This window comes from Saliphagus sp. GCM10025334 (assembly GCF_042663485.1).
GTDB lineage: Archaea > Halobacteriota > Halobacteria > Halobacteriales > Natrialbaceae > Natronosalvus.
The window spans coordinates 646,408-659,081 of sequence record NZ_JBHTAF010000002.1 but is presented as its reverse complement, the minus strand read 5'-3'; the positions used below and the strand labels follow the sequence as shown (position 1 = coordinate 659,081).

13 protein-coding genes are annotated in these 12,674 nt (G+C 65.8%); 8 read left to right on the top strand and 5 right to left on the bottom strand.

What is annotated here, in order from left to right; all coding sequences use genetic code 11:
• Positions 1 to 66: 66 nt before the first annotated feature.
• The gene (locus ACFQO4_RS11580) at positions 67 to 714 is read right to left on the bottom strand and encodes an HVO_2922 family protein (RefSeq protein WP_500261055.1); all 648 of its coding nucleotides are present in this window, start codon (positions 712 to 714) and stop codon (positions 67 to 69) included.
• A gap of 115 nt (positions 715 to 829) precedes the next feature.
• On the opposite strand from ACFQO4_RS11580, the gene ACFQO4_RS11575 reads away from it, so the two are divergent.
• The 6 genes from ACFQO4_RS11575 (at position 830) to ACFQO4_RS11550 (ending at position 5,644) form a co-directional block, all read left to right on the top strand.
• Complete coding sequence (locus ACFQO4_RS11575) at positions 830 to 1,540, top strand: DUF2270 domain-containing protein (protein ID WP_500261054.1); 711 nt, start codon at positions 830 to 832, stop codon at positions 1,538 to 1,540.
• Positions 1,541 to 1,655: 115 nt separating this feature from the next.
• Entirely contained in the window at positions 1,656 to 2,591 is a 936-nt protein-coding gene (gene truA, locus ACFQO4_RS11570) for a tRNA pseudouridine(38-40) synthase TruA (protein WP_500261053.1), read from the top strand.
• Positions 2,592 to 2,667: 76 nt separating this feature from the next.
• Complete coding sequence (locus ACFQO4_RS11565) at positions 2,668 to 2,907, top strand: hypothetical protein (protein WP_500261052.1); 240 nt, start codon at positions 2,668 to 2,670, stop codon at positions 2,905 to 2,907.
• 43 nt (positions 2,908 to 2,950) lie between these two features.
• Positions 2,951 to 3,238 (top strand): translation initiation factor eIF-1A, encoded by a 288-nt coding sequence (gene eif1A, locus ACFQO4_RS11560; RefSeq protein WP_253431206.1) that lies wholly within the window; start codon positions 2,951 to 2,953, stop codon positions 3,236 to 3,238.
• Positions 3,239 to 3,803: 565 nt separating this feature from the next.
• Complete coding sequence (locus tag ACFQO4_RS11555) at positions 3,804 to 5,372, top strand: Na+/H+ antiporter NhaC family protein (RefSeq protein ID WP_500261051.1); 1,569 nt, start codon at positions 3,804 to 3,806, stop codon at positions 5,370 to 5,372.
• Positions 5,369 to 5,644, top strand: coding sequence for a DUF7513 family protein (locus ACFQO4_RS11550; RefSeq protein WP_500261050.1), 276 nt, complete (start codon positions 5,369 to 5,371; stop codon positions 5,642 to 5,644). The genes ACFQO4_RS11555 and ACFQO4_RS11550 overlap by 4 nt, the downstream gene beginning before the upstream one ends.
• A gap of 52 nt (positions 5,645 to 5,696) precedes the next feature.
• On the opposite strand, the gene ACFQO4_RS11545 is transcribed toward ACFQO4_RS11550, so the two are convergent.
• From ACFQO4_RS11545 to ACFQO4_RS11530, 4 genes are all read right to left on the bottom strand, one after another.
• Positions 5,697 to 6,809, bottom strand: a complete 1,113-nt coding sequence (locus tag ACFQO4_RS11545; RefSeq protein ID WP_500261049.1) for a pyridoxal-phosphate-dependent aminotransferase family protein — start codon at positions 6,807 to 6,809, stop codon at positions 5,697 to 5,699.
• Between the two features lie 126 nt (positions 6,810 to 6,935).
• Entirely contained in the window at positions 6,936 to 7,964 is a 1,029-nt protein-coding gene (locus ACFQO4_RS11540) for a DMT family transporter (protein WP_500261048.1), read from the bottom strand.
• Positions 7,965 to 8,233: 269 nt separating this feature from the next.
• On the bottom strand, positions 8,234 to 8,542 hold the full coding sequence (locus ACFQO4_RS11535; protein ID WP_500261047.1) for a hypothetical protein: 309 nt from the start codon (positions 8,540 to 8,542) through the stop codon (positions 8,234 to 8,236).
• A gap of 180 nt (positions 8,543 to 8,722) precedes the next feature.
• Positions 8,723 to 9,949: an MFS transporter gene (locus ACFQO4_RS11530; RefSeq protein ID WP_500261046.1), complete on the bottom strand. Its 1,227-nt coding sequence runs from the start codon at positions 9,947 to 9,949 to the stop codon at positions 8,723 to 8,725.
• A 161-nt stretch (positions 9,950 to 10,110) separates the two neighbouring features.
• On the opposite strand from ACFQO4_RS11530, the gene ACFQO4_RS11525 reads away from it, so the two are divergent.
• Positions 10,111 to 11,427, top strand: coding sequence for an O-acetylhomoserine aminocarboxypropyltransferase/cysteine synthase family protein (locus tag ACFQO4_RS11525; RefSeq protein ID WP_500261045.1), 1,317 nt, complete (start codon positions 10,111 to 10,113; stop codon positions 11,425 to 11,427).
• 4 nt (positions 11,428 to 11,431) lie between these two features.
• Positions 11,432 to 12,673 carry a homoserine O-acetyltransferase MetX gene (gene metX / locus ACFQO4_RS11520; protein WP_500261044.1) on the top strand — a complete coding sequence of 414 codons (1,242 nt, stop codon included), beginning with the start codon at positions 11,432 to 11,434 and terminating at the stop codon, positions 12,671 to 12,673.
• Position 12,674: the final 1 nt, after the last annotated feature.

The following is a 12,674-nucleotide window of genomic DNA, read 5'->3' as shown; positions in this document are numbered from 1 at the left end:
CGCAGATGGGGAAGGCCATCGGGCCGGCGTATGCAGGTTCTCAGCGTTCGAATCGAGTTACTCAGGTCACCTCTCGACGTCGCGGTTCTCAGGGCGTCCCTCGAGGACGCTCGCGCCCGGCGCGTTCCGTACGACGCTTCGAATGCCATTGCGGGCGCTCTGCTTCGTCGTATATCCCTCGCCGCCGTCTGCGATGATGTTCCCGTTCTGGTGACGGAGGTGCCAGCGCCACTCGCCGGCCCGGTCCTCGAACAGCCGGAACTCCGCGAGCGATTCGGGTGGTGAAGCGATGGCGACCACTTCGTGGGGATGCTCGGCGTCGACCCGATCCGTCTCTCCCGTCGGTTCCAGGTCATCGCCAGACTCGGACGTCGATACTATCTCGACGGCGTCCGCATCGGTCACCGGCCACTCGAGTTCGACCTCGAGTTCGATCCTGGGTTGTTTCTCCCCGTCTTCGCTCTCGTTCTCGTTTTCGCTTTCAGCCTTACCTTCGTGCTGGTCTTCGGCTTCGCTCTGTCTCTCGTCCATGCCCTCGAGTTCCAGTCCCACTTCGAACGCGACCGAGTCAGGAAGCGGAACGGCTACCCGCCGATCGGTTCCCTCGAGTCGCAGTCGGTCACCGTGCTCGAGCTGGTCGGCGATCGCTCGCAACGTTCCCGCGGCAGTGGTCAGCGATCTCTCGTCGGCCACGGTCAGGAGGTCCTCGTCCATACGCATTGTCCACCAACCCTGCGTAAATAGGTGTCACCGGGTGAGCGTTCGTCGAAGGTGATAGTCGGATCGACGGCCAATAGCCCGTTACCCGTCTGGGGACCGAACGACGCCCATGAGAGGCAATGATCGCACCGATCGCCCGAACTCCCCGCTCGACCGCGAGGATCAGGAGATCGCCGCCGAGGCCGCTGACGAGCCCGACTCCCTCCTCGCGCTCTTACCCCACTACTACCGGGGCGAGGTCAGTCAGGCCAACAACGCACAGGACCGGATCGATCAGACGACCAACTGGGCGATCACGGTCATCGCGGCGCTGCTGTCGCTGGTATTCTCGAGCCGCGAGATGCCGGCCTACTTGCTGTTGATCGGCCTCGTCGTCCTCTGTGTCTTCCTCTCCTACGAGGTTCGACGCTACCGCTTCTACGACATGTACCGGGCTCGAGTCCGGTTCGTCCAGGAGAACGTCTTCGCGAACGCCCTCCAGCCGGTCGGCGTCGAGCACCCGCGGTGGCGCGAGGAACTGGGCACCGATCTGCGCGAGCCGACGTTCAAAGTCTCGCTCCTCGAGGCGCTCTCCCGCCGAATACGCCGCATCTATGGGCTGTTGTTCGTCATCGTCGGACTCGCCTGGGTTGCGAAGGTGACGCTCTTTACGCCGGAGGCGCAGTGGGCCGAAGCGGCCGAATTGCCCGGCATTCACGGTTTCGTCGTCGCCGGGATCCTCGGGGCGTTTTACCTCGCGGTCGCGGTGCTTGCACTGTGGCCGGGACGACGGCGGGCGAAGGGCGAAATTCACGGCGAGAATACAGGGGATTGGAAGTAGCCGTCGAACCCGGCGCTCGAGCGCCAGACGTATCTCATTTGACACTGGGCGCTGGAATCGGAACCAGAACCGACGGGCCTAACCCCCACAGGGCCGTCTCGACGCTCGAGAATCGATGCGCGTCTATCGGATCGCCTACGACGGGACCGGCTACTACGGCTTCCAGCGCCAGCCCGACGTCCCGACCGTCGAGGACGCCATCTTCGACGGCCTCCGAGATCTCGAGGTGCTCGGCGACGACCCCAAACCCGCGGGGTACACGGCCGCCGGACGGACGGACGCCGGGGTCTCGGCGCTCGCCCAGACGATCACGTTCGAGGCGCCCGACTGGCTCACGCCGCGGGCGCTGAACTCGGCGCTTCCGCCCGACGTGCGGGCCTGGGCCAGCGTGAACGCGCCGACGGACTTCCACGCGACCCATCACGCCACGCGTCGAGAGTACACCTATCACCTGTACGCGCCTCGAGTCGACTCGGACGTGACAGCCGAAGCGGCCGTCGACGACGAACGCTTCCATACCGCCCTCGAAGCCCTCTCCGGCACCCACGACTTCCACAATCTCACGCCCGACGAGGAGGGGACCCGCCGGTCGCCGACGCTCGAGGCTCAGCGAAACGGCCCGTTCCTCGAAATCACCGTCAGCGCGTCCGGGTTCGCGCGCGAACTCGTCCGCAGACTCGTCTCGCTCGCTCGGGCCGTCGGGCGCGGTGAGGAACCCCTCGAGAAAATCGACCGCGCGCTCGAGCCCGAACCGCTTCCCGGACACGAGGGCATCGCCCCTGCGGCACCGGAGCCGCTGGTTCTTTCGCGCGTCGAGTACTCGAATACGGCCCTCGAGTTTGCCGTCGACGCTGAGGCTGCCCGACGGAGCCGCGAGATCCTCGAGACCCGACGGATCGATCGGCTGGTGGGGGCTCGCGTGGCGAGACAGATGCGGGACGGGCTCGAGTCGGGTGCGTCGAATGCATCGGGAGAGTTGGATGCATCGGATACGTCGGAAGAGTCGAATTCGCCGGGTGACTCGAGCGAACCCGGACCCCCGACGCAGTGACGAGTGACGAGCGTCGACGACCACCGGAAGTTATCACCCGCGAGCGCCACCTCGAGCCAGAGGGACAGACACGAACATGGAGGTCTCACCCGAGGAGTACGGTGCGTACTGGCAGGCCGCCATCCGAATCGCCATCGGTGTGATCGTACTCGTCTTCGGCTACCGCTTCACCACACCCTTCCTCGAGTACACGGCGCTCGGGGCTCGAGCGCTCGGTTTCGTCCTCTTTTCGGGACTCGCACTCGTCGGCTCTGTCGCGATCACGATGGGGCTGGCTCGAGTCGTCAGGACCGCGGTACGGGCCGAGCGGCGGTGAGAAACGATAAAACCTTAACCGTACCGGGAGCAAACGCCGGCATATGAGCGACGACGAGGGTGGGCGCAAGAACCTCCGAATGCCCGACGACGACGAGGTCTTTGCGACCGTCACGAACATGCTCGGGGCGAACCGCGTGAAAGTGCGGTGTGCCGACGGCGAGGAGCGCACGGCCCGCATTCCGGGGAAGATGCAAAAGCGCATCTGGATCCGCGAGGACGACGTCGTCCTCGTTTCCCCCTGGGACTGGCAAGACGAGAAGGCCGACATCACCTGGCGCTACGAGAAGGCCGACGCCGACCAGCTCAGGCGAGAAGGCCACATCCAATAAAACGATCTTTTGCGCTGCGTTCGTATCGCGACGGGAGCGCCAGTGGCGCTCCACGTCGCGTTGACACTCGGCAAAAGCTCGACTAAAAACTACGGAAGACGGTTCCGTTCACTCCGCTCACGGACTGCGACTTCCGAGTTCTCACTCGCGTTGCTCGCGAGAACACTCCTCTTTCCGTTCCGTGACGCGCTGCGTCACTCCACGTCAGTCGTCGGCCCGCTCCTCACGAATTCGCTCGCGGTTCAATTCAGGGAATCGCCTGCCTTCCCCCAAGTCGCACGTCTCTCTCGCGTTGCTCGAGTCGTGCTCCCGGCCACTACAGCACACGTGCAGGGCTGACCGAAATTCGGTCGGCAACTCCGTTTCATCCGGCGATCGAGGCAGTTTCAAGGTTCAGAGCGACTCGAGGCCGCGTTCGTCCAAGTGATGCGAACCCACCGTTGCGAAGGTCCCGCTGTGAATTCAGGAGACGTTACTCACGATTCGTGTAGCCGTACCAGCAAAACCGACTGACGACTCCGTGAATTATATTGTACATTGGTAACAACGTACGCGCGGTGATGAAATGTCACGCAGGGACGACCCACCGGACGACGAGGATATAGCCAGCGAACAGTTCGTCGATCCGACCGACGAGGAGCCGGCGATCACGTTCTACGGCGGTCGAGGAATGAGCGCGTTTCCGATCGCGTTCTTCGTCCTCTGGGCGATCGTCCAGACCGCGCTGTTGCGCATCTCGAGCGAAGAGGGGCTCGTGCTCGGGATCCTCCTGGGGCTCATTCTCGGGATGTTCTTCGTGAGGGGCTCCTGGAAGGGGTACGCGAACACCATCTTCGAGGGGATGACCCAGCCGGTCGCGGTGACGGCGATCGTCGCCTGGGTCTGGGCGGGAATGTTCGCCCAGACGATGCAGACCGGCGGGTTCGTCGAGGGGCTGGTCTGGCTGGCCGATCTCACGGGCGTCGGCGCGGCGCTGTTCCCCGCGATCACGTTCGTGCTGGCGGCGCTCCTCGCGACCGGCATCGGGACGGGTTACGGGACGACGATCGCGTTCGTCGCCCTGTTCTTCCCGGCGGGCGTGCTCCTTGGAGCGAACCCGGTGTTGCTGTTCGGTGCGATCCTGTCGGGCGCAATCTTCGGCGACAACCTCGCGCCGGTCAGCGACACGACGATCGTCAGCGCCGTCACGCAGGACGCCGACATCGGCGGCGTCGTCGCGTCCCGATTCAAGTACGCGATCATCGCCGCGGTACTCGCGTTCGTCGGATACGTCGTCGCCAGTTCCGTGCTCCCCGGCGCCGAGATCACCAACGGGGCCGAGGCCCGACAGCTCTTCGTCGAGGAGAGCACCCCGATCGGGCTCGTTCACCTGCTCTCGATGGGCGTCGTCATCGTGACGGCGGTCGCCGGGCGACACATTGTCGAGGCCATCTCCTGGGGGATCGTCTTCGCTGTGGCTTCGAACCTCCTGTTCGGCCTCACGGCGCCGAGCGCCATCGTCAACTTCGAGGCACCCAGTGACGCGCCGGCAGCGGACCAACTCGCGGTGCTGCCGATCGTCGAGATCGCCGAGGATCCCGCCGTGACCGGCAGCCTCGTCGAGGGCGCCGCCGGCTTCTTCACACTGTCGATCCTCGTGCTGTTCATCATCGGCGCTGCCCAGATCATGATCCGTGGCGGCGCGTTCCAGGCGATACTCGACTGGTCGCTCGACACGCTCGCGACGAACGTCCGCAACGCCGAACTGACGATGGTCGGCTCCGCCGCACTGATCAACGCGACGATCACGATCAACACCGCCGCCGAGGTCGCGATCGGTCCCTACATCTCGAAGGTCGGCGAGCGCTTCAACATCAACGGCTACCGGCGCGCGAACATCCTGGACGCGCAGACGGCCGCGCTCGGTTACATCTTCCCGTGGTCCGGCGGGGTCCTGGTGGGCTTCTCCGAGATGCAGGACCTGCCGGACACGTACGACTGGTTCGGCGAGTCGCTGATCGTCAACCCGATCGACGTCGTCCCGTTCGTCTTCCACGGCTGGTTGCTGGTAGCGGTGTTCGTTCTCGCGGCGATCACCGGTTTCGGCCGCGAGTACGTCATCGACCGCGAATCTGAGGAGGTGGCCCGCGTATGAGCGTCCTCGAGAAGTTCCTCAGCGGGTGGCACTTCCGGACGACCAGGCCGACGCTCACCCCAGGAACCGAGGTGGACGTCTTCCTCTCGGAGTTCGACGCGGACGACACCGGCGTCGCCCGCATCGGTGACACTGTGTTGTACGTCGAGGGGGCCAGCCCCGGGCACGTAGAAAAGCGCGTCCGCGTCCGCGTCATCGACTTCGATGACTCGATGTCGACCGGTCGCGGCGAGTACGTCGAGACGGTCGGCGAGAGCTCCTATACGCAGTAATCGGCCGCGGCGACCGAGAGGACGGCTTCGAGGCCGTCCGTCCCATCGTTCGCTACAACCCGGCGACGTCCTCGATCGCGTCGGTTAGCGCCTCGATGGACTCGAGGTCGTGTTCGCCCATGTGGCCGATGCGGAACGTCTTCTCGCCCAGTGCCGAGCCGTAGCCGTTCGAGAAGACCATGTCGTACTCCTCGGAGACGGCCTCAATGGTCCCGGCGACGTCGATGTCCCGGGTGTTCTCGATGCAACTGACCGTCTGGGACTCGTAGCCCTCTTCGGGAAACGTGTCGAAGTGCTCGCGGGCCCACTCCTGGGTGTATTCTGCCATCTCCCGGTGGCGCTGGTTGCGGGCGTCGTGGCCCTCCTCGAGCATGTGATTCATCTGTGTTCGGTACGCGAGCATGACCGGGATGGCGGGCGTCGAGTGGGTCTGGCCCTTCCGGTCGTAGTAGTCGATGGTGCGCTGGAAGCCGCCGTACCACGAGGCGGACTCACTCTCGAGCTCGCGCTCGTAGGCGTCCTCGCTGACGACGCAGACGGCGAGTCCGGGCGGCATAGCGAACGCCTTCTGGACCGAGGTGAAGATGACGTCGATGCCGTGGGCGTCGATGTCGACGTAATCGCCCCCCAGCGCGGAGACGGCGTCGACGACGAAGTAGGTGTCCGGGTACTCGGCGACGACGTCGCCAATCTCCTCGACGGGATTGCGGACGCCGGTCGAACTCTCGTTCATCACGCAGGTGACGACGTCGTAGTCCGTGTCGCTCCCCTCGAGGCGCTCGCGCACGTCCGCTGGTTTCACCGCCTGGCCCCACTCGTACTCGAGGGTGTCGACGGTCTTGCCGAGGCGTTCGGCGACGTTGGCCTGGCGCTCGCTGAAACTGCCGCAGGTCGTGACGAGGACGTGCTCGTCGACGAGGTTCAGAATCGAACTCTCCATGAACTCGGTACCCGACCCCGTGAGGACGATCACGTCGTTGTCGGTGCCAAGGAACTCCTTGGTGTCCTCGACGATGGTCGTGTAGAGGTCGGTCATGCGGTCCATCCGGTGGCCGAACATCGGTTCGCACATCGCCTCGATGACGTCCTCGCGCACTTCGGTCGGACCCGGGATGTACAGCGTCTTGTCGGGATAGTTGTCTCTGTATTCGCGTTTCTCGGTCACGGGACTCACCTGATAGGCGGTACTGGGTCACGCGAGGCTATGGTCCTTGTGAATGGCACAATACCACGACGGGTGCCCAATCAGGCGCCGCAGTAGCGAGAAGGTACTCGAGGCGTGTGTCGATCGCTAGTCCGCAGCGACGGCGTCGCCTCGAGTCGACCGGGAAACGCCCCGATCCGACCCTTCGTCGGCGAGGTAAACGTTCCCGCCGACGACGACCCCCTCGGGATCACTGGGCCGGTAGGGGCCGTAGCCGATCGCGGGCGCGGCCGTCTGCCAGAGGGCGCCGAGTTTACACAGGGCGAAGCCGACGATGATCAGCGCGAAGCCAGCGACCGTCCCGGCGGTGAGCGACTCGCCCAGCGCCGCCCAGCCGACGACCGCCGCGACGACCGGCACGGCGTAGTTGACCAGGCTGAGTTCTGTCGCCCCGATGCGCTCGAGGAGGACGAAGTAGACGAAGAAGCCGCCGCCAGTGGCGACGACGGCGAGGTACGTCAGGGCGAGCACCGCGTCGGTCGTGACCTCGAGGCCGACCAGGGTCTCGGCGGGGTGGAGGCCGCTGAGGGTGTGCAGGACGATTGCTCCGAGTCCCATCGCCCAGGCCTGCTGGGAGACGATCGGCAGCGTTCCCCGGGTGCGTTCGGTGAGCACCGAACCCAGGGCGAAGACGACCGCCGAGGCGAACAGCAGGCCGACGCCGAGAGCCTGGCCGCCGAACGAACCGCCCTCGAGCGCGATCGTGCTGACGCCGACCAGTCCCAGCACCAACCCGACGACGGCCTGCGGGCGAATCCGCTCACGGGGGAGCAAGGCGAGCGCCAGCGGTGGTGTCACGATGGGCGTCAGGCTGAGGACGACCGCCGCGACGCTGCTCGAGACCATCGACTGGCCGAGAAAGAGCAGCGCGAAGTGAGCGCCGACGAGGAGGCCGCCGCCGACGGCGATCAGGAGCCAGTCGGCTCGAACGCTCGGTCGCCAGGACGCGCCGGTGAGGGCGACGGCGGCGACGAAGAGGAGTGCCGCGACGTCGAATCGAAACGCGGCGAAGAGGATCGGGGGCACGGTCGCCAGGCCGATCTCGATCGCCGCGAACGAGGTGCCCCAGACGAGCGCGAGCCCGAGAAAGAGCCCGATGTCTCTCGTATCAGTCATTATCCTCAAAATGGGTCGACCGTATATCTATGTTGCTATTCACACTTCTCGAGGCCCATAGATGGATAATTCGGAGGTGTATGATAGCATTCGACAATGAGTCGAGTGGGCGTGTTACTAACTCACGTGACAGCTAGGTGGAGTCGGGGCGATCGACTTCGTCCACGGGGAGCGGTAGCGAGCAGGAGCCTCGTGGCTCAGCGACTCGCCAGTCCGTCGGCTCGAGCGGTCCTCCAACTGGTCGGCAAAAACGGTCGATGCGCGACGAATTATTCGTCTTCGGTTTCGTTATCGTCGCCGACGTCAGTCTCGTTGTCTTCGGTTTCGTTGTCGTCACCGACGTCAGTCTCGTTGTCTTCGGTTTCGTTGTCTTCTTCGTCGTCGCCGATGTCGGTTTCGTTGTCCTCCTCGTCGTCGCCAACGCCGGTATCGGTTTCGTTGTCGTCGCCAACACCGGTATCGTTCTCTGGCGCACCCTCCTCGTCGCTCGGTCCGCCACATCCGGCGAGGACAGCCGAAAGCGCCACGCCTGAAATACCGAGTATTCGTCGTCGTGAGTAGGGTTGTTTTGATCCCATACTCATCGGTTCATCAAACGGATGGATATAACGATGACCTGCAACTGCCGGTTTTTTGTTACGAACCGACACGTCGGCCGGACGATTCTCGACGGCTGAAGCGCCAATAATCGCCCGGTTCCGGCGGTACCTGACGCTAATCCGACGAGAGCTCACTCCTCGAGAGAGGGTTCCGGTCGGCTAGACGTCTCGACCGTCGAGCGACAGCGACTCCTGGCCGAGCGAGAGGCGCACGAACGCAGGCGCGGCGACGACGGCGATCGCGATCTCGAGGCCGCCGACGACGAGGAACGCCAGTTCGTAGCCGTACTGGCTGGCGACCGTGCCCCCGATGAGGAACCCGCCGAGAAAGCCGAGGCTGCCCGCCAGGTTGAACCCGGCCATCGCCAGTCCGCGCTCGCCGTCGGCCGCGAGGTCGGTGACGAGGGCCATCGTCGCCGGCGAGATGAGTGCCCCCAGGATGCCGACGACGACCATCGTTGCGGCAGCGAGAGTTACCGAGGGGGCGGCGCTGACCGCGAGAATGCCGACGCCGTAACAGAGCGAGCCGACGACGATGGGGATGGTCCGGCCGATTCGATCCGAGAGCGCGCCCATGGGGTACTGCAGGAGAGCGAACGGAGCGAAAAAGCACGCGAGCAGGAGGCCAGTCGTGGCCGCGTCCACCGCGAACGTCGCCTGGAAGTAAAGCGTCCCGACGAGGGCGAAAAAGCCCGCCGTCAGTCGATCGATGAAGCCGAACGCGTACGGGATCGACAGCGTCGGCCGTCGTCGGACCCCCTCGAGGATCGCGCTCGCTCGCCGGCGCGTGCTGGGTGCGCGGTCGGTCGCGAGGGTCACGAGGAGGCCGACCAGGCCGAGCAAAACGGCCGCGGCCGCGAGCGGGGCGAGGGGGTCGACCGCCGTGAGCTGCCCGCCGACTGGCGCGCCCATCGCGGCCCCGAGACCGATGGCGATTCCGGCGGCTCCCATGTTCCGCCCGTGGCCGCCCTCGAGGTCCATGAGCATCGTCATGGTGAGCGAGAGCGCGCCGACGGTCATCGCTCCCTGGAACGCGCGCAGAACGAGCACGCCCCCGAAGGAGAGCGAGGCGAACGCGCCGATGAGTGCGAGGGCGGCGTAGCCGGCGCTCCCGGCGAGGGCGCTCACGACGATGAACGGGGTCCGCTTGCCGGTCGCGTCGCTGGCGATTCCCCAGGCTCCGACGAAGACGACGTAAGCGGCGAACTCCGCGACCAGGAACCACATGCTGGCGTCGAGGGCGGTCGACGTCAGCGGTGAAGTGGTTTCTCCCGCGCCGAGCGCCTCGACGAGGTCCGCGATGCCCGGGTAGAGCAGTAGCTGAGAGAAGAGCACGGCGAAGACGACCGTCGCGAGGACGATCCGATCCCGGTCGTTCGAGTGCACGCGGACGTGTTGGCACTCGATACCTATGAAACCGTCAGTTCCGGGCCAGCTCGAGTCTCGGAAACCCGCTCGGCCATTATGCGAGAGGATCACTCGCGCTCGATGGCCGTATTTGCCGTTACTGCTGTGCATAAGTCGACACAGAAGTATGCATACGAAACATGAGTAACGACGAGAGCGACGGCCCCTCGAGCCCCGGGCTGGCCACCCGGAGTGTCCACGCCGGCTACGACGGCGATCCGGCTACCGGTGCGGCCGCGGTACCGATCTACCAGACGACCTCCTACACCTTCGACGACGCGGATACCGCCGCCGACCTGTACGCCCTCGAGCGGGAGGGTCACATCTACTCGCGGATCAGCAACCCCACCGTGAACGTTCTCGAGGAGCGTCTCGCCTCGCTCGAGGGCGCGAGCGGCGCCGTCGCCAGCGCGAGCGGCATGGCCGCGCTGGACTCCATCGTTCTGGTGCTCGCCGAATCCGGCGACAACGTCGTCTGCTCGACGGATACGTACGGCGGCACGACCGCGTACTTCGCCAAGACGGCGGCACGCCGCGGGATCGACACCCGGTTCGTCCCGACGCTCGAAACCGACGCGTACGAGGAGGCTATCGACGAGGACACCGCGTTCGTTCACGTCGAGACGATTGGGAACCCATCGCTCGTCACGCCTGACTTCGAAACAATCGCCGACATCGCCCACGAGAACGGCGTTCCGCTGGTCGTCGACAACACCTTCGCCTCGCCCGCGCTGTGTCGGCCGCTCGAGCACGGCGCCGACATCGTCTGGGAGTCGACGACGAAGTGGATCCACGGCTCCGGAACGACGGTCGGCGGCGTCGTCGCCGACGGCGGATCGTTCGACTGGGGGGCCCACGGCTACGAGGAAGTCGCCGGGCCGAACGACGCCTACCACGACGTCGACTTCTCGCGGGACTTCGGGGACGCGCCGCTGGCCGCCGCCGTCCGCTACCGGTCGACGCGCAGCCTCGGCAATCAACAGTCGCCCGTCGACGCCTGGGAGACGCTCCAGGGCCTCGAGACGCTTCCCCTCCGAATCGAGAAACACTGCGAAAACGCCGCCATCGTCGCCGACTACCTCGCCGACCACGACGACGTGGCCTGGGTCACCTACCCGGGGCTCGAGAGCCACCCCACTCACGATAACGCCGCGACCTACCTCGAGGACTACGGGAGCATGATCGCGTTCGGGCTCGAGGGGGGATACGAGGCCGGAAAGACGTTCTGCGAGTCCGTCGAAGTCGCCCAGTTCCTCGCGAACATCGGCGACGCGAAGACGCTCGTCATCCACCCCGCGAGCACCACCCACGGCCAGCTCACGCCCGAGGAGCAGGAGGAGGCGGGCGTCACGCCCGACCTAGTCCGTCTGTCGGTCGGCATCGAAGACCCCGAGGACGTCCTGGCCGACCTCGAGCAGGCGATCGAGACGGCGACGACACCGGCGGGAGGCAAGTGAGCCGATGACCACCAGGGACACGGTCGACCTCGGCGAGTTCTCTTTCGAGTGCGGGGAATCCATCCCGTCGCTCGAGGTTGCCTACGAGACCTACGGCGAGTTCGACGGCTCGAACGCGGTCCTGATCTGTCACGCACTCACCGGGAGCGCCCACGTCGCCCGCCGACCCGACGCCGGCGACGAGACCGCCGGACAGGCCCGTGCCTGGTGGGGCGACGTCGTCGGCCCCGGAAAGGCGATCGACACCACGGAGTACTACGTCGTCTGTGCGAACGTCCCTGGCTCGTGTTACGGTACGACGGGGCCCTCGAGCGAGAACCCCGAAACTGGGCGGCCGTACGGAACTGATTTCCCACCGGTCACGGTCGGCGACTGGACCCGTGCCCAGCGACAGTTGCTCGACGAACTCGGCGTCGGTCGCCTGCGGGCGGTCGTCGGCGGCTCCGTCGGCGGGATGAACGTCCTCGACTGGCTCCGGCGCTACCCCGACGACGTCGAGTGTGCTGGTGCCGTCGCGACCGCTCCCCGTCTCGATCCGCAGTGTCTGGCCCTCGACGCGGTCGCTCGACGGGCGATCACGAGCGACCCGGACTGGAACGGCGGCCACTACTACGAGATCGAGGGCGACGGGAACGACACCGGCGACGGTTCGCTCGAGGCGGGTCCCACGGATGGCCTGGCTCGAGCCCGCCAGATCGGCCATATCATGTACCTCTCGAAGGCCTCCATGGACCGGAAGTTCGGCCGTCGAGCGGCCGGCCGCGAGGCGACTCGAGACGAACCGACGGACCCGGCGGGCGCCTTCTTCCCGTATCGCGAGGTCGAATCCTACCTCGACTACCAGGCCGAGCGCTTCGTCGACCGGTTCGACGCGAACAGCTACCTCTACCTGACCCGGGCGATGGACGACTTCGACCTCGCCGCGGGCTACGAATCCGACGCCGACGCACTGGCCGCCTTCGAGGGCGACCTATTGCTCCTCTCGTTCACCGGCGACTGGCACTTCACCGTCGAACAGGCCGAAGCCCTCGCCGAGACCTGTCGCGAGGAGGAGATCGACGTCGCCCACCACGTCGTCGACTCCGACCACGGCCACGACGCGTTTCTCGTCGAACCCGAGAAGGTCGGCCCGCCGCTGTCGGGACTGCTCGAAGCTGGCCTCCAGGGGCGAGCGATTACGGATACCGTCGAACGGCCGGCGTCGAGTCCGTTCGCGCCCGTTCACACGAGCCTCTTTTCGCGATGAC